We start from the raw sequence: 26132 nt of genomic DNA, 5'->3' as shown, positions 1-26132 counted from the left end.
CCCGAGGACGATGACCGTCCCCCGCACGCGCCCCCGTGCCCGCCACGAGGAGTACTGGGACTGGCTCACCGTCGCGCTCTTCCTCCTCGTCACCGTCGACCTCCTGACGACGCTCGGTGCCGCCGCCCGATTCGGTGTCGGCACCGAGGCGAACCCGCTCGTCGCCTCCCTGCTCTCGGGGCCGCTGTGGGCGCTCGTCGTCACGAACCTCGTCGCCGTCGTCGCCGCCGTGGGTGGGTTCGCGGCTGTCCTCCGACTGCTCCGGGAGACGTCACCGCGACTCCGCGCGGGCTTCGCGCTGACCGTCGAACTGTGGCTCGGCCTGCTCGTCGCCGGCGGTCTCCTCGTCTTCGCGAACAACCTCGCCGTCGTGGTCCACGGGGTGAGCCTGCTCTGAGTTCGAGGGTCGAAGTTCAAATACGAGGCCGGCACAGTCCATCCCGTGACAAGCGAGGGCGACACCGCTTTGTGTGCCGGGGAGCGAGAAGCGAGCGTGCAGTGGGAGGAGGTGTTCGGCCACGACTCGCCGTACCCCGAGCAGGTCGACGGTATCGAGACGGCCATCGAGGTCGGCCTCAACGGGGGTTCACCGTGGTCGAGGGCGCCTGTGGAACGGGCAAGACGATGCTGGCGCTCACCGCCGGCATCGACCTCGTCCGCGACCCCGACACCGAGTACGAGCGCGTGCTGGTGTTGACGAGCGTCAAACAGCAACTCCGGCAGTTCGAAGAGGACGTCCGAACCATCAACGCCAACCTCCCCGAGGAGTGGCGGCCAGTCTCGGCGCTCACGCTCGTCGGCAAGGCCGACGTCTGTCCCTACGCCCGCGAACGGCGGGGACGAATCGACACGGCGAACGTCTACGAGCGCTGTGAGGGACTTCGAGAGCGGACGCGGAACCTCTCGACGGAGGACGGGCCGACGACCGCCGGCGCGCTCGCACGGGAGGCGCGGCAGGCGCAGACGGGGCTCGCCGATTCGGGGTCGGGAGGGGTCCGGTACCTCGAAACCGCCGGGGAGCCGACGCCGTACCTCCCCGAGACCCCCGAGTACGACGGGACGGAGTTCTGTCCGTTCTACGCGCAGTACCTCGACGACCTCCCCGACGACGGCGAACCCGCCGAAGCGATTCCCTTCGCGTTCGACGACCGCGGCCTCATCGACACCGAGGCGCTCGTGGGACTGGCCGCCTCCCACGGGAGTTGTCCGCACTCGGTGATGGGCGCGCTCCTCTCGGAGGTCGAAGTCGTCGTCGGCAACTACTACCACGCGTTCGACCCGACGACGGCAGCGACGTTTACGGGCGCACTCTTGGACGAGTCGACGTTCGTCGTCTGCGACGAGGCGCACATGCTCGAACCGAGGGTGCGAAACCTCGTGAGCGACGGCGTCGGCGACGCGACGCTCAGGGACGCCCTGGGCGAACTGAACCGCATCGTCACGCCGCTGGAGTTCGACGACGCCGGCCTCGAGAGCAGCGGAGGGGGTCGCGGGACCGACGACGCGAGGCTCGTCCGCGAGGAGTTCGACGACGCCGACGTGACGCTGGCGGAGGTCCGGTCGGTCCGCGACGCCGTCAGCGCGCTACGGGAGGAACTCGACCGTCGCGTCGAAGCGTATCTCGACCGCGAGCGCCCCGACTGGCGTGCGTCCCTCGACGACGTGCCCGAGACGTTCGACGACCACGAACTGCCGCTTCGGGACCCGGCGTCGACCGACGAGGACGAACTCACGCGATGGGCACGCGAGGCGGGTCACCTCGACGCGTGGACGCGCGCCGAAGCCGTCGGGAGCGTCGTCGCCCGCGTGCTGAACGAACTCGACGACGAGGACCGCACGCGGGCGGTGACAACCGTGGGACGAGCGCTCACGGCGTGGCGCTCGCTCGATCACGGGAACTACTTCCGGGAGATCGAACTCGAACGGACCCACGACGAGGCGGCCACCGGGTGGCGCCGCGGTTACAACGCCCGTCTCGCGCTTCACAACTGTCTCCCGGGAGAGGCCATCGCCGACCGACTCTCGACGTTCGGCGGCGGCGTGCTGATGAGCGCGACGCTCGAACCGATGGCCGTCTTCCGACAGGTCACGGGCCTCGACGACCTCGCCGAACGAGGCCGTCCGGTGGTCGAACGGACGTACGGACTGGGGTTTCCGGACGAGAACCGCGAGAGCTTCGCCGTCGACGCGCCCAAGTACACCTACGAGAACCGCGGATCGGTCGGGTCGGAGACGGAGACGCGGGAGGTGTACGTCGACGCCGTCACCGAGGTGGCCCGCTCGCCGGGCAACGTCCTCGTCGGGATGCCGAGCTACGCGGAGGCGCGATGGATGGCCGAACGGCTCGGAGAACGAGTCGAGAAGAGTGTCCTCGTCGACGAGTCATCGGGCGACGCCGAGACGGAGTCGCTGAAGGGCGAGTTCTTCGCCGGCCCCGGGAAGGTACTGGTGACGAGCCTCCGCGGGACGCTGACCGAAGGAGTCGACTACCGTGGCGACCGCCTCTCGGCGGCCGTCGTCTGCGGCGTCCCCATCGTGGATACGTCGAGTCCGCGGACCGCGGCCCTCCGGGCCGCGTACGACCGCACGTTCGGCGACGGCTTTCGAACCGCACTGCTCGTCCCCGCGGTGAGGAAAGCCCGCCAGGCGCTCGGGCGCGTCATCCGCGGGGCCGACGAGCGCGGCGTTCGCGTCCTCGTCGACGAACGCTACGCCCGCGACTCGTGGGACAGCGTTCGCGGCTTCCTCCCCGAAACGGAGCGCGAGGAGTTCCGGCCCGTCAGCGCCGACATGCTCTCGTACGGGCTCGACCGCTTCTGGGCGCGCGAGTGAGGCGGAGCGTGAGAACGCGAGAAGAAGCGGGAGAACGCGAGACGCGACCGTCAGGGGCGTTCGTCGTCGTCCCACGCGTCTCGGCACTCGGGACTGCAGAAGTGTCGGACCTGGATCTGTCCGTCGTCGATCCAGGTGACGACGTGGTGGTTCGGGTCGCGGATGAGCGTCGTCTCACAGACGGCACAGGTCGGTGCGTTGCTCTCGTCGACGTCCTCGTCGAGGTCGGAGGTCGGGTCAACCATCTCACGAAAGGAGGCCCGTCCGGGTACTTCAAACTGCCACTTTCGTCGCGAACGGGGGCGAGAACGCCGATCCGTCGTCCCGATTCGCGCTGGCGGCCGCTCGCCGTCCGACACCGTCTCTCGATACCATGGCTCACAATATCCGTGGCGTCGTCTATATACGCGACTTAGCAGCGTTCATGCGGGACGGCGGCGAGACGTCGAGTGATGGCCGTCCACTCCGACACGACCGACACCCCGAGGAACCGCTCGTTCGACCTCCACAGCGTCGTCGTCAGCTACGAGCACCGGGCGGACCGCTGTACGATCTATCCACGGGACCGTTCGCACTACGAACGGCTCGAGACGTGGCTCTCCGCGGACAGGGACGCGTTCGTCTCCCTGTGTGAGATGCGGTGAGTCGGCCGGACCATCTCGCGGACGTCGAGCGGGTCGACCGGGAGGCGGTGTTCCTCCCACATGTGTGCCGTCATCGTCTCGACGAGCGTTCTTTCGTCTCGCGCTTCGGCCTCGTAGTCACAGTCTGGAACACAACTCACGTAGAATGGAGGGCTCGATTTCACAATATCTCTCAATAGACCCATGTACTAAAAACTTCGTAAAGTAAAACGGACGTGTATAGACTATATCCGAGAATAGTGTTACTAATATCTAATACAATTCGTCTGAGAGGTCAAAGCTCATCCATGATGTGATAAATCTGTTAATTCGTCCAGCGGGCATCGGACAGCGTCTGCTGGACGGCCTCCTCGCCCACCGCGGCCGCCAGCGCCTCGAACCCCTGTCGTTCGGTGCGGTCGCGCGCGTTCGCCACCAGGCGTGAGACGATGAACTCCGGCGTGGAGGTCCCAATCTCGCCGAAACGAGGTTGGTAGTCGACTTCGAGTTCGAGGTCGGGCGTGAGCCCTTCCGCGAAGATGCCGTCGATCCGCGCCTCGTCGGGGAGCGGCGAGAGGTCGTCCGCGAGATGAGTGACGTACACGCCGAGCGCGTCGCGGTCGACCGTGAGAGAGACGAGACCGTTGAGGAGGTCCGCCGCTCGGCCGGGTTCGGTGATCGCCTCGAACTCGTCGACGAGCATCAGCGTCCGCCCCTCCCGCGAGAGCGGCGGAACGATGGTCTTCAGCGTCGACTCCAGAACGCCGGCGTTGAACGAGGCGTGTCGGCGGTGGAAGACGACTGCGTCGAACCGTCCCACTTCGGCACGCTCGGCTGGGACGGGAAGCCCCATCGAGGCGAGGAGTACGACCTGACAGAGCGTCTCCAAGAGCGTCGTCTTCCCTCCGCTGTTGGCGCCGGTGAGCACTGCGACCCGGTCCGAGGACGGCGCCGACAGCGAGTGGCTCCCGACGCCGTAGGTGACGGGTTGGGGATTCGAGACGGTGAGGTTCCGCGCCCGGTCGACCGCGAGGCCGTTCTCGACGAGCGTCGGTCTGGTGAGGTCGTTGGCGTCGGCGAACCGCCCGAGCGAGAGCGCGACGGCGATGTCGTCGACGGCCGCCACCGCCCGGTCGACGTCGTCCCGGACGGCGTCGACGGTCCCTTCCAACTCGGCTCTGACCGTCTCTTCGCGCTCGTCGACCTGCGCGCGCAGGTCGGCGACCAGCGCCCGAAGCGAGGTGGAGACGAAGTCCGCGGCGTCGACGGCGTCGTCGGCCGTCGCCGCCGTCACCGTCCCGCGGGTCAGGTCGGTCTCCTCCGCGACGTGTTCGACGAACGCGTTCTGGAAGTCCGAGAGGTCACGGACGCCCCGCTCGCGGATGCGGTCGATGAGGTCGAAGGCGCTTCCCTCCAGTTCCTCGGCGGCCGCCAGTTGCGTCCGAAGCCGGTCGAGTTCGGCGTCCGCTCCCGTGGCGACCCCCTCGCCCGTTTCGAGCGCCTCCAGCGCGTCGGCCGCGTCGGCGAGTCGGTCCTCGTCGACGTCGTCGAGCGCCGCGAACGTCTCGCCGTCGAGTCCCGCCTCGCGGAGCGCGAGCGCGGCGCGAACGGCCGCGGGTTTCGTCGCCGTCGCGTCGTCGTAGGCCTCGAACGCGTCGACGACGCGCTCTCGTCCGTCGTCGTCGAGAGCGCGCCACGCGTCGCGGGCGGTCAGAACCTCGTCCAACCGGGCTTCCTGTTCTTCCCGGTCGGTCAGCGGGGTGAGGACGCGGATTCTGTCGGCCGCGTGGGCTGTGACCGCGTGGCTGGCGGCCCGTGTGACCAGGTCGTCGTACACCTTCCGAACGTCACGCGTCGCCAGCAGATCCATCCCTGCCTGTCCCTGTGCCCGCCTGAGGATGCGAGTCGCCCGCCCGCGCGTCACACCCGCCTCGACGAGCCGTCGAACGTCCGCCGCCTCGATAGCGTCGACCGCCTGAGCCTCGCCGAGCGAGTCGCGCAGTCGCTCGGCAGTCTTCGGTCCGACGCCCCAGAAGTCCTCCAGTCGCATACCCGTGGCTACGCCGGGTGGAACTTATAAGGACTGTTGTGACTACCCACCGGTCGTCGCTGCCGCCGCGGCGGCGGGAACCGGGGCCGACTCACAGCAGTATGCAGTTGAATCGGTACCGGTCAGCGTGCCGTAGCGTCTTCGAGCGTCTGTTCGGTCCGTGGTGCGTCCGACAGTCCGGCGAGCGTCCGTGCGAGGACGAGTGTCGCGGTCTCGTGATCGGCGCGTGACCGCCGGAGCGACATCGGGGTCGTCCCGAGCGCGTGGTACGCCGAGAAGTCGCCGCGGGCTGCGACGTCCCACTCGACGTACTCCTCGGCCACCCGGACCAGGAGGGCGTGGAGGTGGACGAGTTCGTTCTTGTTCACAACGTAGTACGTAGGCGCTCAGAACGGGTAAGTGGACCGGTAAGGTGGGTGATAACGAGTGTCTCGGGGTCGTCGGTCAGTCGGCGGTAGCCGGTTCCAGTTCGTCGTCGTACTTGTCACGGAACTCCTGGATGAGCTGTCCCATCTTGGCGTACCAGTCGTTGAGCATCCGCTGCATGTCGTCCGTGACCTCTTCGGCGCTCACCGGTCGGTAGACGTGGTAGTAGCCGCCCTGTTCGTAGTTGACCTGTTCCTTCTGGACGAGCCCTGCCTGGAGCAGTCGCTGGACGCTCCGATAGGCGGTCGAGCGCTCACGGTCGACGCGTTCGGCGATCTCGTCGACGGTCAACCGTTGGTCGACGTCGACGAGCGACTGGAAGACCTCCCGGTCGAGCTCCTTGAGCCCGTGGAAGCACTCGAGGAGACCCTCACACTCCATATCCGCTCGCAGGTACTCGGCCATCGAACTCGGCATTGATTCGAGAGTACGGGTCCTGCACCTAAAAGGATTTGTTCTCTTTGCACACGACTGACCATCCCGGTGGTCAGCGGTTCCAGCCGCCGTCGAACGACTGGAACCGCTCCAGATCGTGTCCGTAGAGGACATCGACTGGCCGGTCGGTTCGCCGGACCTCCTCTTTCAGCAGGTGGAGGCTGTCGAGCCAGTCGCGCTCGCTCCAGAGGAGCCCCGGGCCCAGCGGAGCCTCCTCGGTGAAGTTGGCGTCGACGTAGCACTCGTCGCCGGCGACGAGGACCGTCTCCTCGGGGAGGTCGATGCGGGCTCCGAGGACGCCCGGCGTGTGCCCCGGCAGGTGGACGAGTTCGAAGTCCGAGGCGAGCGTGTGTCGGTCGCGGTGGACGACCTCCCAGGCGAGGTCGTGGTCGAAGTCCGCGGCGAGGTACGCGATGGAACCCTCGGTCGTCTTCGCCGAGTAGTACGCGAACTTGAGTTCCTCCTCGTGAACGTACACAGGGGTGTCAGTCCCCGCGAAGGCCGCGAGGCCGCCGGCGTGGTCGAGGTGGAGGTGACTCATCACGACGGCGTCGATGTCGGCGAGGTCGAAGCCGGCGCGGTCGAGGTCCGACTCCAGGTGGTGCTCGTCGGCGTCGACGTGCTGGAACGCGGCGTACAGCGGTTCGGGCCAGTAGCCGTCACCCGCCTCCGGGTGTGAACCGGTGTCCCACAGCACGGTACAGTCGGGGTGGTCGACGACGGCGTTCCACACCACGAACTCCGCGATGTCGTGGTCGGGGTTCGGTTCGTCCGCCGTGCCCATGGTGTAGCCGTCGACGACGAAACCGCGGTCGGCGCGGACGCGACCACGGTCGAGGAGGTGGACGGATGCGTCTACCATGGCCAGAAGTAGGGTCGAGCGCGGATAAGCGTTCAGCCCGATGTCAGGAGACCGCGTCGCTCGGAGCGAAGGGGCGAACAGGCGACACGAGTCGATGACACGGAGACGGTGTGCCGCACGGCCGCAGAGCGTCCCGTGGTTGCGCTCAGACCATACGGCGGGTGGCCGCGGAATCGGATATGAACGTTCGGACCCGTTCTGGCTGTTCGGACCGTGGTGACGGCGTGCCCGAAGAGTCACCGGGGCCGCGGCCCGTCTCCCCGTTATTGTCGTCCCCACGCCAGCACCCGCTCCTCTTCGGACGGCATCCGGGCCGTTCGAGGCGGTACGCCGGCGTTCTCGGGACTGGCTTCCGTCGACTGCGAGGGACGGTGTCGGACTGGGGCGGGACTGCGGAGTGATTCGTCGCCCGCCTCTCAACTCGTGTCCACGACGGTCAAGGCGTCCTCGACGGCGGCGGCAACGTCCTCCTGTGCTCCGTCGTCGAGGTCGACGAGCGGCGGCCGGACGGCCGTCGAGTCGATGAACCCGCGGGCGGCCGCCCCGGCCTTCGTCGCCGGCGCGAACCCGTGGGTCGAACACTGTTCGAACAGCGGCGCGATGGCCGCCTGTGAGAGGCGGACGGCCCGCTCGACGTCTCCGTCGGCCAGCGCCGACGTCGTCACGTCGAACACCTCGGGAACGACGTTCGCGAGGGCGTTGATGCCGCCGGTTATCCCGCCCGTGAGCGCCGGGACGAGGACGCTGTCGTACCCGCAGAACACCTCGAACTCCGGCGGGGTGGCGCGAACGAGCGTGAGGAGGTACTCGACGTCGCCGCTGGAGTCTTTGATGCCGTCGATGACTCTGTCTTCGGCGAGCGAGCGCACGGTGGCCGGTTCGAGACGGACGCCGACGTACGCCGGAAGGTTGTAGAGGTACACCGGCACGGGCGCGTCGGCGACGGCCTCCCGGAGGAACGCCTCGGTCCCGCCGGTCGCGTTCTCGGTGTGGAAGTACGGCCCCGTCAGCAACACGGCGTCACAGCCCGCATCGGTCGCGAGAGCGACCTTCGAGCGGACGCCCGCAACGCTCGTGTCGGAGACGCCGGTCACGACGGTTCCGGAGGCGGCGTCGACCGTCGCCTCGACGACGCGCCCGTACTCCTCGTCTGCGAGGCTGGCGAACTCGCCCGTGGTTCCGCAGGGGACGACGCCGTCGACGCCGCGGGATTCGACGCTGTCGACGAGCGATGCGAGGGCGTCGACGTCGACGGTGTCCGCGGGAGTGAACGGCGTGACGAGCGGCGCATACACGGGATACTCTGACATCGTTGAGAACTCCGAGTGCCGGGGGAAAAGCGTTGTGTGGGCGGGCGCGTTCGGGACGCGGCTCAGATGACGTTCTGGGTGATGCCGCCGTCGACCTTGACCGCCTCGCCGGTGACGTTGCGGTTCGTCGCGAAGAAGACGGCCAACCGACCCATGTCTTCGGGCGTCTGGTCGCGTCCGAGCGGCATCACGTCCTCGATGATGTCCCCGTAATCGCCCCCCATCGCCGGCGTGAGCACCTTCGACCACATCGGCGTGTTCACGATGCCCGGGCAGATGGCGTTGACCGTCACGTCGTCCGGGGCGAGTTCCAGCGCGAGGCACTTCGTCAGCCCCATGACGGCGTGCTTCGAGGCGACGTAGTGGCCCAATCCGGCCGCGCCGATTTCACCCGCGATGGAGGCGGTGTTGATAATCGTCCCCTTGCTCCGCTTGAGTTCGGGAATCGCCGCCTTCGCACAGAGGAACACCCCCTTCGCGTTGACGTCCATGACCGAGTCCCACTCCGCTTCCGCCAACTCTTCGACCGTCGAGAGCGTGATGATCCCGGCGTTGTTACACATGACGTCGAGGCCGCCGAACTCCTCGACGGTCGCGTCTATCATCGCCTCGACCTGCGCTGCCTTCGTCACGTCGCACTCGACGACGATGGCGCGCCGACCCATCGACTCGATGTCGTCGGCGAGTTTGTGTGCCGTCTCCGCCCCGTGGACCTCCTCGCTCCCCTGCTGGTTGTACGCGGTGTCGAGAACGTCCACGTCCGCGAGGACGACGTCACAGCCCGCTTTCGCCAACTCGCGGGCGATACCGCCACCGATCTGTCCACCCGCACCAGTCACCACCGCCGTCTTGCCATCGAGTTCTGCTGTCGACATAGCGCGTACTCATCGTCGCATGATAGCAAATACCATTCTAAACTGGTTCGTGACTGTCTCGTTTGCCAGAGCGCCCCCCCGACGGCTCCGGAGCCCACCACGCCACCACGATACCGGCTGCAGCGACGACGCCGGCGAGCAGGAACGTCGACCGGTAGCCCACGCGCTCGATGAGCGCGCCGGCGACCACGGGGGCGATGCCCGCGCCGGCGAGGCCGGCCGCAGTCAGGAGCGACACGGCCGTCGTCCGGACCTCGCTTGCGACGACCTCCGTCACGTACGAGAACAGCAGTCCGATGGCGAGCTGAATCCCGAGACCCGCGGTGACGACGAGACCCACGACGCTCCCGACGTCCGTCGTCACCGCGAGACCGAGGACGCCCGGCGTCGCGACGGCGAACGCGAGGACGGCGACCGGCCGCCGACGGCCGTCGAACAGTCGGTCCGAAATCCCGCCGCTTGCGGCCCGCGCGACGATACCGACGGCCGGAAACAGCGCCGTCAGGAGACCGCTCAGCGCCAGGTCGACGCCGAGTCCCTCCGCCAAGTAGCTCGGCAGCCAACTGTTCAGAACGAGGTAGAGGTCGTACGCGACGAAACAGAGGAGACAGAGCGTCCACATCCCACGGTTGGTGAAGAGCGCGACGAACGCCGCCCGGTCGGGCGTCTCGGTCGTCACCGAAAGCTCCTGGCCACGGGTGGCGGCGAGGAAGACACCCACTCCGACGACGGCGAGCCCCGCGAACGTGGGCAGGACGGCCGGCCAGCCCGCGCGTGCGGCGACCTGCGGCCCGCCGAACTGTCCGAGGGCGAACCCGAGCGGGGCGCTCGCGGTGAAGACGCCGACGGCGGTCGCGCGGTTCTCGGGCGTAACGGTCTCGCCGACGAGGTTGGCGCCGGCGTTCCAGAGGACGACGTACGCCAACCCGCCGAGGACGCGCGAGGCGACCAGCCACCAGTACGCCCCGGCGACGGCGGCGGCGTACCCCCACGCACCGGCGACGAGCAGCGCGACGCCGGCCGCCACGACCGCCCGGGTGACCCCGACGCGGTCGAGCGCGACCCCGACGGGGACGCTCACGACGACGGACGTCGCGTACATGACGGTCACGAGCAGTCCGGCGGCCGCCGCGCCGATACCCAGCGACTCGCGGACGAGCGGCGTCACGCTCGCCGGGACGATTTCGTACGCCGCGGCGGCCGCCGAGAGCACGCAAAGCCCGGCGACGACACCCGCGGTCCGAACCCGCGCACGGCTCGGTACGGTCCGCCCGCTCATCGGGGTCGGTCCTCGAATGCCGGCGACGCTCCGTGAGACGCTTGCGGCCGGTCGACGTCGCCGTTCATCCCGACTGGCGGTAGACGAGGTCCCGCTGAATCTCGTTCGCTCCTTCGTAGATGACGGGGATGCGAACGTCCCGGTAGACGCGGGAGATGCGGTTCTCGGCCAGGATAGAGCGGCCACCGTGTAGTTGCATCCCGCGCTCGGCGCAGTCGGTTGCGACCTCCGTCGCCTTCAATTTCGCCATCGCGGCCCACAGCCCCGGCTCCTCGCCGTGAGAGACCTTCTCCGCCGCGCGCCAGGTGAGCGCCCGGGCGGCCTCGAACTCCGTCCGCATGTCGGCCAGCGTGTGCTGGACGGCCTGGAACTCGGCGATGGAGCGGTCGAACGCCTCCCGGTCGTGGACGAACGACCACGCCTCCTCGATGGCCGCCGCCGCGAGGCCGATGCCGTGCCCGCCGACGATCACCCGCCCCTTGTTGAAGAAGTCCGCGAGCATCCGAAAGCCCGCACCCCGTTCGCCGACGAGGTTCGACTCGGGGACGACACAGTCGTCGAGGACGATGTGGCCCTGTTTCGACGCCCGCATGCCGATCTTCTCCGGGATGTGCTCGGCGTGATACCCCTCGGCGTCTGTCGGTACGACGAACAGCGAGTAGTTTCCGTGGGCCTTCTCGCCGTCGTCGGTCTTCGCGTAGAGGGTGAGCCAGTCGGCCTCGACGGCGTTGCCGACCCAGTACTTCTCGCCGTTCAGCACCCACCCCTCGTCGGTTTCCTCCGCAGAGGTGGTCATCCCCGCCATGTCGCTCCCGGTGTCGGGTTCGGAGACCGCCAGCCCCGAAATCTGGTCGTGAGCGGCGACCGGTTCGAGCCACGTCTCACCCTGGCTCTCGCTCCCGTACCGCTCGACGATGTCGCAGCCGAAACTCGCCAACTGGAGGGTGAGCGCGATGCCCGCGTCGGCGCGGTACAACTCCTCCGCGACGGCCAACTGTTCGAGGAGGTCGTACCCGCTCCCGCCCCACTGCTCGCCGATGTCTCCTGCGACGAGGCCGGCGTCCATCCCCGCTTCGAGCACCTCCCACGGGTACTCGCCGGAGGCGTGGTACTCGGCGGCGACGGGTTCGATGTGGTCGGCGGCGAACGCCCGCGCTCGCTCCTTCACCGAGCGGGCACGTTCGGGGACGACGGAGTCGTCGAGGAGGTTCATATAGCGGGGTTCGAGCGGACCGTGAAAATAGTTCGTGAACGTCTCGGCGTGACGCTGGGTCGTCCCTGAGTGGCTCTGTCGAGAGTCTCGAAGAGCGAGCGGTTTCAGACGTTCTGCTGCATACAGAGCGCAAGTCGGTCGTTCCACAACTCGGAGTGACAGACTACTATCGCGGACCAAGTGGGACCAATGACCGAATCAAGGTGTCCCCACGAACCGGTGTCGCTGGATAAGGTAGACGCCAGCTATGAGGACGTTTAGCAGTGGGATGAACACGAACAGGTAGAGGAGAGTTGGCGTCCATCCAGACCGCTCACTGACGTACTTCCGGTCGTGGTAGAGCGCAAACGGCGCAAAGAGAGAAACCGCATAACTCAGGAAGATGGGCACAGAGGCAATCTCTGTAAGATACCCAGAGAACTGTACGCCGAGGTACGGGGCTAAAAGAGTGTTCGACAGTGCCATTGCGAACCAGAGAAGGAACAGCACAGGAATCATCAGAACTGGAATCCACCACCTTCCAGAGAACATCATTTGACGAGTTTGTGTCGTGGGCATGAGTTCAGATCATTGACACCAATTACGTGCAATCGGATATACTTCTTCTGCTGCATGCACCCTCTGTACTCAGCGCGTCGCTCTTGACAGCGTTCGGTGAGGTCACTGTGGTCGTGCTGGGTCGTCCCGCTCGAACAAACAGTGACCACGACCACGCTGGCCACTCGAACGACGCCTCACCGAATCTCCTCACTGACTGCTCACTCCTCGTCCGGCGCGGCTTCCTCGGGGGCCTCCACCGCGTGATTCGAGTACTCCTCTCTCAGAACCTTCTTGTCGAACTTTCCAGTTGCGGTCTTCGGCACCGACTCGATGTAGACGACGTCGTCGGGGAGCCACCACTTCGGGTACTCCGTCGAGAGGAGGTCCATGAGGTCGCTCGCCAGCGGACCCTTCCCGACGCCCTCGCGCGGGACGACGAACGCCACCGGCCGCTCCTGCCACTTCTCGTGGGGAACGCCGATGACCGTCGCCTCGCTCACGTCGTCGTGGGCCATGATGGCGTTCTCCAGTTCCTGGCTCGAAATCCACTCCCCGCCCGACTTGATGACGTCCTTCGCGCGGTCGACGATCTGGATGTAGCCTTCAGAATCGACGCGGACGACGTCGCCGGTCTTCAGCCAACCGTCCTCGAAGTCGGTTTCGTTCGCCTCCGGTCGCTGGAAGTACTCCGTCGTCACCCACGGCCCGCGAATCCACAGTTCGCCGAAGTCCTCGTCGTTCCACGGCACCTCGCCGTCTTCGCCCATCACCTTGAACTCCAGCCCGGGGAGGACGAGCCCCTGCTTGACCCGCTTTTCGTCTCTCTTCTCGGCGGGCCACTCCTCCATGCCCGGCTTGAGGTGCGCCGCGGCGGCCACCGGCGACGTCTCCGTCATCCCCCACGCGTGTAACACCTGCACGCCGTGTTCCTCCTCGTACGTCCTGATGAGAGATTTCGGCGCCGCCGCGCCGCCGATGGCGATGCGTTCGAGCGACGAGAGGTCGGCGTCGTTCTCCTCCAGATACTCCAGAAGGCCGAGCCACACCGTCGGCACGCCCGCCGTGAACGTCACCTCCTCCTCCTCGATGAGTCGAGCGATGTCGGCGGGGTCCGGGGCCGGCCCCGGGTAGACGTGTTTGCCTCCGGCCGCGGTCACCGCGTGGGGGAGCCCCCAGGCCATCACGTGGAACATCGGGACGACGGGCATCACCACGTCGTCGGCGCCGAGGTCGAGACCGGCCTCCGGGAGGATGCCCATCGTGTGCGCCCACATCATGCTCTGGGTGTACTCGACGCCCTTCGGTTTCCCAGTGGTACCCGACGTGTAACACATCCCCGCCGGCGTCTCCTCGTCGAGGTCGGGCCAGTCGTACGTCTCGTCGTGTCCCTCGACGAAGGACTCGTAGTCCGTCACGGGCGCGAGCGACGTGTCGGGGACCTCACCGCCCATCACGACGAACCGTTCGACGGTGTCGAACGCGCCGTTCGAGTCAGCGTAGCAGCTCTCCAGTTTCTCGACGAGCGACGGGTCGACGAACACCAGCCTGTCCTCGGCGTTCTCGACGATGTACTGGATGTGGTGGTCGGGCAACAGCGGGTTGATGGTGTGGAGCTGTGACCCGCGACACGGCACGCCGAAGTACGTCTCGAAGTGCCGGGTGTGGTTCCAGCAGACGGTCGCGATTCGCTCGTCGCGACCGACACCGGCGTCGTCGAGCGCGTTCGCCAACTGCGCGACGCGTCGCTCGTAGGCGGCGTACGTCGTCCGTTCGATACCCTCGTGGGTCCGCGAGACGATCTCGCGCTCGGGGTAGAGCCTCGCCGCTCGCCACAGGAACGGCCGTAACGTCTGTGCTGTGGTCCCTGCCATACTCCGTGCTGACGCGGAACCGTAATGATTGTTCCTCCGAAACGGCGGTGGAGAACGAAACGCGGTCAGTTCGCCCGGTCGTTGCCCGTGTCGCTCGTGTCGTCTCCCTCGTCAACGTCGGTGTCGTCCCGTCCGTCGGCCGCTCCGTCCGCTTCGGCCGCTTCGTCGGAGTCGTCCCGTTCATCGTCGACGCGCTCGTCGGACGCTTCGGGTTCGTCGTCCGGGAGGACCTCCCGGACGAAGTCGGGGGTTTCGGGCTCTTCTACCGGGTCGTCTTCGGTCCTCCCGACCTCCTCCGGTTCGTCCGCCCGGTCGGGGAGAGCGTGCTCACCCGGGCTCCAGTCGGACCCGCCGATGAGGAACGTCTCGGCGACTTCGTGCGGTTCGGTGTCGTCGTCGTGCGCCGCCACGTCGTCGTGTTCGTCGCGCTCGTCGCGCTCGTCGCGCGCTCCGTCCCCAACCGTAGCCGACGCGCTCGACTCAGTCGGGCCCCCTGCCTCGCGCACCTCCGGAGCGTCTTCCGACTGGCTCTCGGCCGTACGGCTGCCCTCCCGTTCGTCCGTGTCGGTGTTCGTCTGCGCCGCCCCGTCGTTCGTCTCGCTCTCCGCCGCGAGAGCGTCCTCCCCGTCGGCGTCTATCGCGACGTCCAGTCCGCGCTCGGTCCCCGACCCGGCCATGCCCTCGATCAGTCGCGTTCGCGCGGCCTCCCGCTCGACGGTTCCCGAGGCGGTCCGCGGGAGTTCCTCGACGAACGAGACGACGCGCGGGAGTTTGAACCCCGCGAGCCGCTCGCGGCAGTACGCTTCGATGTCGCCGACCGTCAGGTCGTCGTCGGCCGGGACGACGAGCGCCCCGACCAGTTCGCCCCACTCGTCGTCCGGGACGCCCACGACGACGGCGTCGCCTATCATCGGGTGCGAGCGGAGGACGTCGGTGATCTCCCGGGGATGGACGTTCTCCCCGCCGGTGATGATCTGGTCGTCGATCCGACCCAGAACGAACAGCCGGTCCTCGTCGTCCAGATAGCCCACGTCGCCCGTCCGCAGACCGTGCGGGCCGAACGCGGCCTCGGTCGCGTCGGGGTTGCCGTAGTAGCCCGGGGAAACCGTCGGGCCGTCGACGACGAGTTCGCCCGGCTCCCCCTGTGGGACCGGTCTGTCCCCGTCGCGGACCGTAACCGAAGTCCAAAAGAGTGGTCGGCCGACCGTCCCGAGTTCGTCGAACGCCTCCCTGGGCGTGGCGGTCGCCACCTGCGAAGCGGTTTCGGTCATCCCGTACGTGGGATAGACGGGGACGGAGAAGTCCCGACAGCGTCGAAGGAGGTCCTCCGGGGCGGGCGCACCACCGAGCAGGACCACCCGAAGCGAATCCGCCAGCGTTCCCCGGAGGTCGAGCATGCGCTTCAGCATCGTCGGCACGAGCGAGACGCAGGTGACGTCGTAGCTCCCGACGTTATCGGCCGTCCGGCCGGGGTCGAACGACTCCTCCAAGACGACCGTCGTGCCGTACAGCGGCATGCGGAGGACGGGTGAGAGCCCGCCCATGTGGTGCAAGGAGAGACAGACCAGCCAGCGGTCGTCGCCGTGGAGTCCGAGGCGGAACGCCGAGGAGACCGCGCTCCACAGGAGGTTCCCCTCCGTGAGCCGGACGGCCTTCGGCTCGCCGGTGGTCCCGGACGTGAAGAGCAGCAGACGCGTGTCGCCGAGGTTCCACTCGGCCGGCACGACGCGCTCGGGCGCCGTCTCCGCGAGCGACGCTACGGTATCGTGTGCCGGGTCGTCGACCGAGCAGACCGGCCCCGCGAACGCCTCACAGGCCGTCGCCTCCGTCTCTTCGGAGCAGACGAGCGTCGTGACGTCGGCTGCGTCGAGCTGGTCGGCGAGTTCGACCGCGGTGAGGCCGTCGCCGAGCGGCACGAGGACCGCACCGAGGCGTTCGGCGGCGTGGACGGTACAGACCGCGGCCAGTCGGGTCTCCATCACCATCCCGAGGTGGTCGCCCCGCTTGACCCCGAGCGCCGCGAGACGACCGGCGAGGTCGTCGACCATCGCGTCGAGGTTCGCGAAGTCGAGGGTCTCGCCGGTCGATGCGCGCACGAGCGCGGTCCGGTTCGGTGTCGCCCGTACGCGGTGAGAGAGCCAGTCCTGCATCCGTAGCGTCCCCCTCTCCGCGCGCCCACTACTGTCTTTTCTTTCTCTCGACCCGTGCCGGTCGCCTCACCGGCTTTCGTTCATCCGACTACCGCGGTGCGTCTCGTACGGTCTGTTGGCACCGTATCCCGGTCGTCGCAGCCGAGGACGGCGATAGCCGGGACCGACAAGAGGCCGTGTCAGTGCTCGACGAACTCGACCAGGACGCCGCCGGTCGACTTCGGGTGCAAGAACGCCACCGTGTGATCCCACGCGCCGGGACGGGGTTCCTCGTCGACGAGGCTGACGCCGAGGTCGCGGGCGCGGTCGAGCGCGGCGTCGACGTCCTCGGTCACGAACGCGACGTGGTGCATCCCCGGCCCGTTCCGTTCGAGGTACCGCGCGATGGTGCCTCCCTCCTGCGGTTCGAGCAACTCGAAGTAGCCGTCGTCCATCGCGAGGAAGACGACGTGCATCCCGTCGAACACCTCCTCGTGGACGACGCTCGTCCCCAGAAGGTCGGCGTACAGTCCGGCCAGCGCGGAGGCGTCGTCGGTGGCGACACCGATGTGGTCGAGTTCCATACCCGCGACACTCGTCCCCGAGGCATAAACGGTACCCCCGCCCCGACGTATCGGGTGAAGGACACGTCACCGACACCTATTTGAGGTCGGTGTTCAATATATCATTAACGACCATGAAGAATACCACGCGCTGCCCGATGTGCGCACAGGGCTTCGCCGACCGGACCGACCTGCGGGTCCACCTGATGTGTGACCACCGCAAGAGTTCGCTCACCGAGGAACTGCTCGAGACCATCGAGGCGAGAGACGACTCCCGGGCGCGCCGTGAGCGCCCGGCCGTCCCCGTCGGCGACTCGTAAGCCCGTCAGCGACTCGTAAGCCGTCTCCGCTTCTCACGTTCGCCGGTCGGGGACGTTAGTGAGGGAGGGAGTTCAGAGCGCGCTGCCCGGCTGGTACTCGCCGAACTCCTCGCGCAGCACGTTACAGACCTCGCCGACGGTCACGCGCGCCTTCACCGCGTCGATGATGTACGGCACGAGGTTGTCGTCGCCGCGGGCGGCCTCGCGGAGCGCATCGGTCGCCTCCTCGGCGGCGCTCTCCTCCCGCTCCTCTCGGACCGATTCGAGCTGTTCGACCTGTCGCGCCTCGTCCTCCTCGGACACCTCCTCGATGTCGACCGCTGGCTCCTCGTCGACGCGGTACTCGTTGACGCCGACGATGACGCGCTCGCCCGTTTCGATCTCGCGCTGGCGCTCGAAGGCGACGTCCTGTATCTGCTTCTGCACCCACTGGTTCTTGACGCAGTCCAGCATCCCGCCGCGTTCGTCCACCTCATCCAGTATCTCGAACGCCTCCTCTTCGACCTCGTCGGTGAGCGATTCGACGTAGTACGACCCCGCGAGCGGGTCGATAGTGTCGGCCGCGCCCGACTCGTGGGCGAGTATCTGCTGTGTGCGGAGCGCGGTCCGAACGGACTTCTCGGTGGGAAGCGACAGCGCCTCGTCCTTCCCGTTGGTGTGGAGCGACTGGGTCCCGCCGAGGACGGCCGCGAGCGCCTGATACGACACCCGGACGATGTTGTTCTCGACCTGCTGTGCGGTCAACGTCGAGCCGCCCGTCTGGGTGTGGAACTTCAGTTGCTTCGACTTCGGATTCTCCGCACCGAAGCGCTCCTCCATGATGGTCGCCCACATCCGCCGCGCCGCGCGGAACTTCGCCACCTCTTCGAGGATGTTGTTGTGCGCGTTGAAGAAGAACGACAACTGCGGGGCGAACGAGTCGACGTCCAACCCGGCATCCACGGCCGCCTGGACGTACTCGATGCCGTTGCCGAGGGTGAAGGCGACCTCCTGTGCGGCGGTGGAACCGGCCTCGCGGATGTGGTAGCCGGAGATGGAGATGGTGTTGAACTTGGGGGTCTCGGCCGCGCAGAACTCGAAGATGTCCGTGATCAGCCTCATCGACGGCTCCGGCGGGTAGATGTAGAGGTTCCGCGCGACGTACTCCTTCATGATGTCGTTCTGGATGGTCCCTCGAAGCTTCTCGCGGTCGACGCCCTGCTCGTCGCCGACGGCGATGTACATCGCCAACAGGACGGCCGCGGGCGCGTTGATCGTCATCGAGGTCGACACCTCGTCGAGCGGGATGCCCTCGAACACCGTCCGCATGTCGTCGATGGTGTCGATGGCCACTCCCGATTTCCCGACCTCGCCGGCGGCCATCGCCGCGTCGGAGTCGTACCCCATCTGCGTCGGCAGGTCGAACGCCAGAGAGAGCCCCGACGACCCGTTGTCGATGAGGTAGCGGAAGCGCTCGTTCGTCTCCCGGGCGGTCCCGAAGCCGGCGTACTGCCGCATCGTCCACAGCCGACCGCGGTGCATCGTCGGGTACACGCCTCTCGTGTAGGGCTCCTGTCCCGGGAAGCCGAGGTCCTCTCGGTAGTCGGTCTCGGCGTCCGCGGGCGTGTACAGTCGGTCGACCACCTGCCCGCCGGTGTCGGTCGTGAACTGCTCCTCGCGCTCGCCGAACCGTTCCAGGGTGGGTTCGAGCGTCTCCGCTTCCCACTCGGCTTTCGCCTCGCGGATGCGCTCGAGTTCGTCGGCGTCGTACATTGACTACCGTGATGGCCGGATGCGACTTAACGGTGGTCGTTACCGGGGTGAGAAAACCGTGAACGGGGGGCGACGACGGTTCCGACGGAGGAGAACGGCGACTGTTCGATTGGCGATACCAGCCCTGAGCCTACGCGCGACCCGCCGTCCGCGACCGCTCCTCGTCGCCGTTCAGGATGCGGTCGAGGATCTCGTTGAAGTCGGGCAGGTACGGCTCTGGCTCGGGGTCGTCGTCGGGGTCGTACGGCGCGATTGGCATCTCTCGTGTTCTCCCTTCAGGTCCCGACAACTCCCCGTCAGGTCATAACAGTTGTTCTTCGAAGACCTGTTTATCATCAATTCGTGAATGTATCTACGGAGGGACTTCAGCCGCGCCTCTGCACCGGCGTACGAGGAGAGTCACAGTTATCCGCTCCCCCGAGTGACCCTGGAGACGTGAACGACCCGCTCGACGCCCTCGTCCACGCGGTCGGCCCCGAACACGACCACTGCCAGTCGGCGATGCTCGAACACGCCGCCGCCGCGGGCTTTCCGACCGTCGGCCGCGACGCAGGCGGGGTGCTTCGGCTCCTGGCCCGCCTGGTCGACGCGCGCGACGTCTTCGAGTTCGGCTCCGGCTTCGGCTACTCCGCCTCGTGGTTCGCCCGCGGAATGGGGACGGGCCGAGTCGTCCTCACCGAGTACGACGACGAGGAACTCGCCCTCGCGCGCGACTTCCTCGACGGGACGTACGACGTCGAGTTCGCGTTCGAGTCCGGCGACGCGATGGCGGCCTTCGAGCGGTACGACGGCCCGTTCGACGTCGTCCTCTTGGACCACGAGGGTGCGCGCTACGCCCCGGCGCTCGCGCGCGTTCGCTCGAAGCTCAGGCCCGGCGGCGTCGTGGTGGCCGACAACGTCGCGACCGGTCCCGTCGACACCGAGACGCTCGTCGCGATGCTGTCCGAGGACGACTACGCCGACCCGCCCACCCGTGACGCGTCGTGGGACGTCGACACGACGACGGAGGGGATCGGAGTGTATCTCGACCTCGTCCGCTCGGACCCCGGGTTCGAGACGACGCTCCTGCCCGTCGGTGAGGGGCTCGCCGTGAGCGTCCGCGTCGAGTGACTCGACCGCCGCCGACCCAAGCTATACTTACCCGACGACGGATATCCACTCGATGTATCTCGCAGACGAGGCGTGGCCCGACCTCGAGACCTACTTCGACGAGGAGTCCCTGGCACTCGTCCCGCTCGGCTCGACCGAACAGCACGGCCCCCACCTTCCAGAGGGAACCGACCACCTCATCGCCGAGGCGTTCGCCCGTGAGGCCGCCGAACGCACCGACTACCTCTGTACGCCCACCGTCACGGTCGGCGTCAGCCCTCACCACCGGCAGTTCCACGGCACGATGTGGGCCGACGCCCCCGCGTTCAGAGACTACGTCGAGTCGCTCACCCGTAACCTCACCTACCACGGCATCGACCGCGTGGTCTACGTCAACGCCCACGGCGGCAACGTCGAACACCTGCGGGAGGTCGGCCGTCGCCTCCGCGACTCCGGAGACGCCTACGCCATCGAGTGGATGTGGAACGACTCCATCCCCGACCTCGTAGAGGAGGTGTTCTCCCAGCCCGGACCGCACGGCGGGCCGAAGGAGACGTCGCTCATCCAGTATCTCCACCCCGACCTCGTCCACGACGACCGGCTCGAAGCCGCGAGAGACGGCGGGCTCGTCGACTGGGAGAACCACCCCGGTGCGCTCCAGAACGGCGCGCGGACGTTCTACGACGCCATCGACAACACACCGAACGGAGTGCTGGGCGACCAGACCGACGCGACCGCAGAGAAGGGCGGACGGCTGTTCGAGGCCGCCACCGACCAACTCGTCCAACTGTGTGAGTGGCTCTCGGGCCAACCGTTCGAGGCGCTCGTGCCGAAAGAACACGTCTGAGTCCGCATCCGCCGAGCGTTCGCCACGCTTTTGCCGACCCGTACCTTCTCGCCGAGTATGTTCGGAGGCGGCGGCATGAACCCGCGGAAGATGCAGCAGATGATGAAGCAGATGGGCATCGACGTCACCGATATCGATGCCGAAGAGGTGATCATCCGGACCGCCGACGAGGAACTCGTCTTCTCGGACGCGCAGGTCACCCGGATGGACGCCCAGGGCACCCAGACCTACCAGGTCGTCGGCGAACCCGAGACGCGCGAGCGGGGGGCGAGCCAGGCGGACGCCGGAGACGCCGAAGACGACAGCGCAGGGGCGGCCGAGGCGATTCCCGACGAGGACGTCCAGCTGGTCGTCGAGCGCGCCGGCGTCACCCCCGACGAGGCCCGCGAGGCGCTCGCCATGGAGGACGGCGACCTCGCTGCGGCCATCTCGCGGTTGGAGTGAGCGCCCACGACGTGCGGCTCCTCTTCGTCCACGACGACCGCGAGTACCTGCTAGCACCCGGCGAGGAGTTCGGCACCGACCTCGGCGTCATCGAGGTGCCCGAAGACGTCGCGCCCGGCGACACCGTCGAGACGCATCTCGGCACCGAGTTCGTCGCCCGCGAGCCCCGCGGCCCCGACCTGTTCGACCACTTCGAACGGACCGGCGCGCCGATGATGCCGCGCGACATCGGACTCGTCGTGGGCCACACCGGTGCCTCCCGCGGCGACCGGGTCCTCGACGCCGGCACCGGAACCGGCGTCCTCGCCGCCTACCTGGGTCGAGTCGGCTGTGCGGTGACGACGTACGAGCGCGACCCCGACTTCGCCGACGTCGCCCGCGAGAACATGGCGCTCGCGGGGGTCGAACCGACGGTGGAGGTGCGGACGGGTGACCTCACCGACGACCTCGACTCGCTCGTCGCGGACGACGACGGATTCGACCTCCTCACCCTCGACACCGAGGACGCGCCCGCGGCCGTGAGACGCGCGCCCGACCTCCTCGTCTCCGGCGGCTTCGTCGCGGTGTACTCGCCGTTCGTCGAGGGGACCCGCGCCGCACACGAGGCCGCACGGGAGGCAGGGCTCGGTGAGGTCGAGACGTTCGAGACCATCCAGCGCCGGATGGACTTCGGCGAGCGCGGCTCTCGTCCCTCGACGGCTGGGGTCGGCCACACGGGCTATCTGACCTTCGCGCGGAACTGACCCGCCGCCCCGCCACTACCCTGCCACCGCTCCCGATTGTGGGGAGATTTGGAAGTCGGTGGGGACAGTGTGGGAGAGAGTTGGAAAAGCGCTTTTCTCCGTATCCGACGTCTCGAGGGTATGAAACGGCGAACAGTGCTCGGGGCGGTCGGCGGGCTTGCGGTGCTCGGTGGCGGCGGCTACGTCGGGTGGGAACTGTTCGCCCCCGAGCGGGCGACGCGCGTGAACGAAGAGCGTGCGATGGCGAGCGTGGCGAGCGGTGCTGGGGGTGAATCTGGGACCGAAACCGGAAACGGGGACACGGGTGGAGTACAACTCCTGAAGACCGGCGAGTTCGTCGGCAAGGACAACCACCGCTGTTCGGGCACGGTCGAACTCGCCCGCGACGACGCCGGACCCTTCCTCCAGTTCCGCGACTACGACCAGACGCAGGGACCGGACGTGTTCTGTTACCTCACGCCCGACGCGGACCCGGACACGACGGCGGCCATCGACGCCGGCGTGAAGGTCCTCGTCGACGGCGGAGCCGACGGGGGCGAGATGACGAAGACCGGAACGTTCGTCCAACCGCTCTCGAACGATACCGACGTCGAGAGGATGAACGGCGTCGGCATCTGGTGTGACCGATTTTCGGTGCCGTTCGGCGCGGCGACGCTGTCGGCTCCCCCAGACCGCTGAACGAGTATTGCGGACCCGTCGACCACGAGAGCAGTGTCGAACCGCTCAGCAGGGTGGATTTGCTCGGCATCGAGTGGAGGGAATGCTGTCGGCGAACCGGTCAGTGAGAACAGGCGGATAGCACGGCACACGGGCGCGACGTGGCCACGCCCTCGTCCTCGCGCGTGACGTCCACGCAGTCACCCCGTTCTCGGCAACACCAGAAACGTCGAACCGTCTCCCGGTGGCCGCGACGTCCGATCACCCACGGCGGGTCTCACCAGCGTCTCTTACGTCGCGTACTCGTCGGTCACGTCCTGCAGTTCGACCCGTCCCTCGGGGACGCGGTAGGCGGTGACGACCTCCCGTTCGGCGTCCGGGCTGTTCACCGTCTTGTCGACGGCGTAGCCGACGTACGTGCAGTCCTCGCGGGTGAACTCCACGACGGAGTAGCCCCAGTTGTGGCTGTCGAAGAACTCGATGTGTGGGTTCATCAGCGGAATCAGCCACGAGAGCAGCGGTTCCGTCACCCGCTTGCGTCGTCCCCGGGTGAGGTGCAGCGCCTCGGCGACGTTCAGCGAGGTGATGGCGGGCGTCATGAACTCCACGCCCATCCGCTCTCCCTGTGCGACCCCCTCCCCTCCCGACACCCGACCCGGATAGGAGGTCTGCTGGTAGGCGGCGATGTAACAGTGCATGTCGCCCGTGAGCGTGACGAAGTTGTCGACGCCCGCCTCGGCGACCTGTTCGGTGATGCGCATTCGCTCCCTCGTGTAGCCGTCCCACCCACCCTGCACCGGGTAGAGCGACAGCGGGCCGGAGCCGAGCCTGAAGGGGACCGTCAGCACCTCGTCGGCCCAGACGGTCCACGTCGTCCCCGACTCGGTGAGCGTCTCGACGAGCCACTCGCGCTGGTCGGTGCCGAGCATCGTCCGCCCGGGCGGTTCGTACTGCGGGCCGACGTTGTCCGCGGTGGGAATCGCCTCCCGCGGCGGGTCGCGGAAGAGGCGCTCGTCGGTCATCGCGAGCGTCACGAGGTCCCCGAACGAGAAGTCACGCCAGAGGCGGAACCGCTCCTGCAACGAGTCGCCGTTCGGGTCGTACTCCACCCGCGCGGGCATGAACTCCCACCAGGCGTGCATCGCGTCGGCGACGAGTTCGGTCATGAAGTGCGGGTCGTCTCCCATCGGGTGGTCGCCGGCCGGCGCGTCGGTCTGGCGGTCCCAGTAGACGTCGTTGACCATCTCGTGGTCGTCCCAGCCAGCGATGAGCGTGTGTCGCTCCATCGCCTCCTGGAGGAAGCGGTCGCTCCGGTAGAGGCGGTAGAGGTACCGGTAGTCGTCGAGGTTCCAGACGCGGCCGTTGCCGCTCGGCAGCGCCTTCTCCCGGCCGGGTAGTCGTACGAGCCGAGCCCTTTGAAGTCGCCCGCGCTCGACTCGTAGACGAAATCGCCGACGTGGACGAGGAAGTCGACGTCCTCTTCGGCGACGTAGTGGTACGCCGGGTAGTAGCCGTTGAGGTAGTTCTGACACGCGAGCAGGCCGATACGGAGCGACTCCGGCGACGAATCGGGGGCCGGAAGCGTCCGACACCGGCCCGTGTTCGAGGCGGTGTTCCGGTAGACGAACCGGTAGTAGTACTGACTGTCGGACGAGAGCAACCCGTCCAGGTCGACCTTGACGGTGTAGTCGTGCGCCCGAACGCGCTCCGTGTCGGTCACGACCCCCTCGTAACAGACGTCGGTGAACGCCTCGTCGTGTGCGACCTGCACCCGAGCGGTTCGTCGGCGTCGAACGCGTCGGGGGCGATGCGCGTCCAGAGGATGACGCCTTCGGGCGTCGGGCCGCCGCTCGCGACGGACTGGGGGAAGACGGTATCTGCGGGTTCGGACGCCCCGAGTGCGAAGTCGAAGCCGTCGTCGTCCGGGGCCACGGGGTCGGTCGCCACCGCGAGGTCGTGTGAGTCGAGCGCGGAGAGGAGTTCGGCGTGGTCGTCGGGTCCGCGCGCGGGTTCGTCCCGCCCGTCGAGACCAGCGTCGTCTGCCATCGACGCCCGTTCGGCGTGGTGTCACTTGCCCGTTACGGCTGGGGACCGGCCTCAGTTGATCTCTCGGATGATCGAGAACAGGTCGTCCCGGTAGCGGCCGGGTTCGAGCGTCTCGTTCCCCCCTTCGACTCCACCGCCGTCGAGGACGCGCGTGGGATACGCGCCGCCCGCGACGACGTAGTCGCCGTCGTCGCGAGGCCAGACGGCGACCCAGCCGTCGACGGCGAGGCGCGTCCCCTCGACGGTACACTCGGCGTCGTAGCCGACGAGCGTCGCGTCTTGATCCCTCACGCGGAAGCGCCTCGACTCCCGCTCCTCGACGCCGTCCATCCCGCGCTCGCGCAGGCGGTCGGCGAAGCCCGCCTTCGCCCGCGACCTGACCAGTTTGGTCAGCGGCTTCGACGGCTTCGTCGTCGGCCGGAGTCGAAGACGGCTGGCGAAGACGAACCGGCGGAACGACTTGGTCTCGGCTTCGCCTCCGTCGTCGCCGCCCTCGCGAAGCCGCTCGTCCTCGTAGACGACCGTCGTGGCGGTGACGGTCACCTTGCTCACCGAGAAGACGCGCTCCGTGGTGGTCTCTGTCGCCACCCAGCCGTCGGGCACGTCGACGCGCGGGGCCGGCGGGTCCTCGTCGGTCATCTCGTTCCCCTCACGAGGTCGAGGAGTTCGTTCCGGAAGGCGTTCGGGTCGGTCTCCGGCGCATCCGAGAGCGTGACCGCGAGCGACTGGTCCGGGTACCACCCCCCGGCGAGTCGGAAGTCGCCGTCGTGCGTCCAGACGCCGAGGACGCCCGCCACGGGGACGTCGACACCCGCCCGTTCGAGCCGATACCGCCCCCGGTAGCGCGTCAGCGAGACGCGGTCGCCCGTCTCGGTTCTCGTTCGGTCGGTCCGTCCACGCTCGATGCGGTCGACGCCGCGCGCGCGGAGGTCGTCGACGAACGCCTCACGCGCCTCCGACCGGACCGTGCCGTACACGGAGGCGTTCCCCGTCAGCGGCGGCAACGGCGGGTCGAACGCGAGCCGCGTCGCGAAGAAGAAGCGCCAGGTGTGGTCGACGCCGGTCGCCTCCCGAACTCGCATGCGAAGCGCCCGGTCCTCGTAGACGAGCGTGTGCGCGAGCACCCGCATCGTCGGGAGTTCGAAGCGGACCTCCCGCCGCTCGTCCGTTCGCTCCCACCCCCGCTCGTCGAGCGACGGGACCGACGGAGCGGGGGGATGGGCCAT

At 67.8% G+C, this 26132-nt stretch carries 28 protein-coding genes and 2 pseudogenes; 9 read left to right on the top strand and 21 right to left on the bottom strand.

What is annotated here, in order from left to right; all coding sequences use genetic code 11:
* The first annotated feature begins 10 nt into the window (after positions 1-10).
* Both C2R22_RS08785 and C2R22_RS08780 read left to right on the top strand, forming a co-directional pair.
* Positions 11-397 carry a hypothetical protein gene (locus tag C2R22_RS08785; RefSeq protein ID WP_103425419.1) on the top strand — a complete coding sequence of 129 codons (387 nt, stop codon included), beginning with the start codon at positions 11-13 and terminating at the stop codon, positions 395-397.
* A gap of 96 nt (positions 398-493) precedes the next feature.
* A pseudogene (locus tag C2R22_RS08780) lies at positions 494-2832 on the top strand (ATP-dependent DNA helicase).
* Positions 2833-2882: 50 nt separating this feature from the next.
* Here the strand turns inward: C2R22_RS08780 and C2R22_RS08775 are convergent.
* On the bottom strand, positions 2883-3077 hold the full coding sequence (locus C2R22_RS08775; protein WP_103425418.1) for a DUF7576 family protein: 195 nt from the start codon (positions 3075-3077) through the stop codon (positions 2883-2885).
* Between the two features lie 207 nt (positions 3078-3284).
* Here C2R22_RS08775 and C2R22_RS08770 point away from each other — a divergent pair, with 207 nt between their 5' ends.
* Entirely contained in the window at positions 3285-3476 is a 192-nt protein-coding gene (locus C2R22_RS08770; protein ID WP_103425417.1) for a DUF7511 domain-containing protein, read from the top strand.
* Here the strand turns inward: C2R22_RS08770 and C2R22_RS27410 are convergent.
* From C2R22_RS27410 to mce, 13 genes are all read right to left on the bottom strand, one after another.
* Positions 3407-3661 carry a DUF1059 domain-containing protein gene (locus C2R22_RS27410; RefSeq protein ID WP_103425416.1) on the bottom strand — a complete coding sequence of 85 codons (255 nt, stop codon included), beginning with the start codon at positions 3659-3661 and terminating at the stop codon, positions 3407-3409. The genes C2R22_RS08770 and C2R22_RS27410 overlap by 70 nt on opposite strands.
* 119 nt (positions 3662-3780) lie before the next feature.
* On the bottom strand, positions 3781-5505 hold the full coding sequence (locus C2R22_RS08760) for a MutS-related protein (RefSeq protein ID WP_103425415.1): 1725 nt from the start codon (positions 5503-5505) through the stop codon (positions 3781-3783).
* A gap of 122 nt (positions 5506-5627) precedes the next feature.
* A complete protein-coding gene (locus C2R22_RS08755; RefSeq protein WP_103425414.1) occupies positions 5628-5873 on the bottom strand; it encodes a UPF0058 family protein in 246 nt (81 codons plus the stop codon).
* A 76-nt stretch (positions 5874-5949) separates the two neighbouring features.
* Positions 5950-6348: a helix-turn-helix domain-containing protein gene (locus C2R22_RS08750; protein WP_103425413.1), complete on the bottom strand. Its 399-nt coding sequence runs from the start codon at positions 6346-6348 to the stop codon at positions 5950-5952.
* Positions 6349-6418: 70 nt separating this feature from the next.
* Positions 6419-7228, bottom strand: a complete 810-nt coding sequence (locus C2R22_RS08745) for an N-acyl homoserine lactonase family protein (protein ID WP_103425412.1) — start codon at positions 7226-7228, stop codon at positions 6419-6421.
* 416 nt (positions 7229-7644) lie between these two features.
* Positions 7645-8538 (bottom strand): dihydrodipicolinate synthase family protein, encoded by an 894-nt coding sequence (locus C2R22_RS08740; protein WP_103425411.1) that lies wholly within the window; start codon positions 8536-8538, stop codon positions 7645-7647.
* Between the two features lie 62 nt (positions 8539-8600).
* The gene (locus tag C2R22_RS08735; protein WP_103425410.1) at positions 8601-9413 is read right to left on the bottom strand and encodes an SDR family NAD(P)-dependent oxidoreductase; all 813 of its coding nucleotides are present in this window, start codon (positions 9411-9413) and stop codon (positions 8601-8603) included.
* Positions 9414-9450: 37 nt separating this feature from the next.
* Positions 9451-10692, bottom strand: coding sequence for an MFS transporter (locus tag C2R22_RS08730; protein ID WP_103425409.1), 1242 nt, complete (start codon positions 10690-10692; stop codon positions 9451-9453).
* Positions 10693-10756: 64 nt separating this feature from the next.
* A complete protein-coding gene (locus C2R22_RS08725) occupies positions 10757-11905 on the bottom strand; it encodes an acyl-CoA dehydrogenase family protein (RefSeq protein WP_103425408.1) in 1149 nt (382 codons plus the stop codon).
* 198 nt (positions 11906-12103) lie between these two features.
* On the bottom strand, positions 12104-12403 hold the full coding sequence (locus C2R22_RS08720; RefSeq protein ID WP_103425407.1) for a hypothetical protein: 300 nt from the start codon (positions 12401-12403) through the stop codon (positions 12104-12106).
* Positions 12404-12663: 260 nt separating this feature from the next.
* Entirely contained in the window at positions 12664-14316 is a 1653-nt protein-coding gene (locus tag C2R22_RS08715) for a long-chain fatty acid--CoA ligase (protein WP_103425406.1), read from the bottom strand.
* Between the two features lie 65 nt (positions 14317-14381).
* The gene (menE, locus tag C2R22_RS08710; protein WP_103425405.1) at positions 14382-16466 is read right to left on the bottom strand and encodes an o-succinylbenzoate--CoA ligase; all 2085 of its coding nucleotides are present in this window, start codon (positions 16464-16466) and stop codon (positions 14382-14384) included.
* 179 nt (positions 16467-16645) lie between these two features.
* Complete coding sequence (gene mce, locus C2R22_RS08705) at positions 16646-17029, bottom strand: methylmalonyl-CoA epimerase (RefSeq protein WP_103425404.1); 384 nt, start codon at positions 17027-17029, stop codon at positions 16646-16648.
* Between the two features lie 113 nt (positions 17030-17142).
* On the opposite strand from mce, the gene C2R22_RS24980 reads away from it, so the two are divergent.
* Positions 17143-17328 (top strand): hypothetical protein, encoded by a 186-nt coding sequence (locus C2R22_RS24980; RefSeq protein ID WP_162562430.1) that lies wholly within the window; start codon positions 17143-17145, stop codon positions 17326-17328.
* A 72-nt stretch (positions 17329-17400) separates the two neighbouring features.
* Here the strand turns inward: C2R22_RS24980 and C2R22_RS08700 are convergent, their stop codons facing one another.
* Both C2R22_RS08700 and C2R22_RS26905 read right to left on the bottom strand, forming a co-directional pair.
* Positions 17401-19080, bottom strand: coding sequence for an acyl-CoA mutase large subunit family protein (locus C2R22_RS08700; RefSeq protein WP_103425403.1), 1680 nt, complete (start codon positions 19078-19080; stop codon positions 17401-17403).
* Positions 19081-19210: 130 nt separating this feature from the next.
* Entirely contained in the window at positions 19211-19339 is a 129-nt protein-coding gene (locus tag C2R22_RS26905; RefSeq protein ID WP_281259272.1) for a hypothetical protein, read from the bottom strand.
* 176 nt (positions 19340-19515) lie between these two features.
* Here C2R22_RS26905 and C2R22_RS08695 point away from each other — a divergent pair, with 176 nt between their 5' ends.
* The 5 genes from C2R22_RS08695 to C2R22_RS08675 all read left to right on the top strand — a co-directional run bounded on the left by C2R22_RS08695 (position 19516) and on the right by C2R22_RS08675 (position 22881).
* Positions 19516-20190: an O-methyltransferase gene (locus C2R22_RS08695; protein ID WP_245902947.1), complete on the top strand. Its 675-nt coding sequence runs from the start codon at positions 19516-19518 to the stop codon at positions 20188-20190.
* A 52-nt stretch (positions 20191-20242) separates the two neighbouring features.
* The gene (locus tag C2R22_RS08690) at positions 20243-21016 is read left to right on the top strand and encodes a creatininase family protein (protein ID WP_103425402.1); all 774 of its coding nucleotides are present in this window, start codon (positions 20243-20245) and stop codon (positions 21014-21016) included.
* A gap of 57 nt (positions 21017-21073) precedes the next feature.
* Positions 21074-21460, top strand: coding sequence for a nascent polypeptide-associated complex protein (locus tag C2R22_RS08685; protein WP_103425401.1), 387 nt, complete (start codon positions 21074-21076; stop codon positions 21458-21460).
* An 11-nt stretch (positions 21461-21471) separates the two neighbouring features.
* On the top strand, positions 21472-22203 hold the full coding sequence (locus C2R22_RS08680) for a methyltransferase domain-containing protein (RefSeq protein WP_103427620.1): 732 nt from the start codon (positions 21472-21474) through the stop codon (positions 22201-22203).
* A gap of 120 nt (positions 22204-22323) precedes the next feature.
* Positions 22324-22881, top strand: coding sequence for a DM13 domain-containing protein (locus tag C2R22_RS08675; protein ID WP_103425400.1), 558 nt, complete (start codon positions 22324-22326; stop codon positions 22879-22881).
* A gap of 269 nt (positions 22882-23150) precedes the next feature.
* Here the strand turns inward: C2R22_RS08675 and C2R22_RS08670 are convergent, their stop codons facing one another.
* The 5 genes and pseudogenes from C2R22_RS08670 to C2R22_RS08660 form a co-directional block, all read right to left on the bottom strand.
* Positions 23151-24392: an alkaline phosphatase D family protein gene (locus C2R22_RS08670; protein WP_281259271.1), complete on the bottom strand. Its 1242-nt coding sequence runs from the start codon at positions 24390-24392 to the stop codon at positions 23151-23153.
* A pseudogene (locus tag C2R22_RS26900) lies at positions 24335-24631 on the bottom strand (PhoD-like phosphatase N-terminal domain-containing protein); the annotation flags it as partial. The pseudogene C2R22_RS26900 and the gene C2R22_RS08670, both read right to left, overlap by 58 nt.
* Positions 24577-24906 carry a hypothetical protein gene (locus tag C2R22_RS26250; protein ID WP_245902946.1) on the bottom strand — a complete coding sequence of 110 codons (330 nt, stop codon included), beginning with the start codon at positions 24904-24906 and terminating at the stop codon, positions 24577-24579. The pseudogene C2R22_RS26900 and the gene C2R22_RS26250, both read right to left, overlap by 55 nt.
* Before the next feature lie 51 nt (positions 24907-24957).
* Positions 24958-25545, bottom strand: coding sequence for a DUF6517 family protein (locus tag C2R22_RS08665; RefSeq protein ID WP_103425399.1), 588 nt, complete (start codon positions 25543-25545; stop codon positions 24958-24960).
* Positions 25542-26132, bottom strand: coding sequence for a hypothetical protein (locus tag C2R22_RS08660; RefSeq protein WP_103425398.1), 591 nt, complete (start codon positions 26130-26132; stop codon positions 25542-25544). Before C2R22_RS08660 ends, C2R22_RS08665 begins: the two co-directional genes overlap by 4 nt.

It is taken from the genome of Salinigranum rubrum (assembly GCF_002906575.1).
In the GTDB taxonomy this organism is placed as follows: domain Archaea; phylum Halobacteriota; class Halobacteria; order Halobacteriales; family Haloferacaceae; genus Salinigranum; species Salinigranum rubrum.
This window is presented reverse-complemented; position numbering and strand designations above follow the sequence as displayed.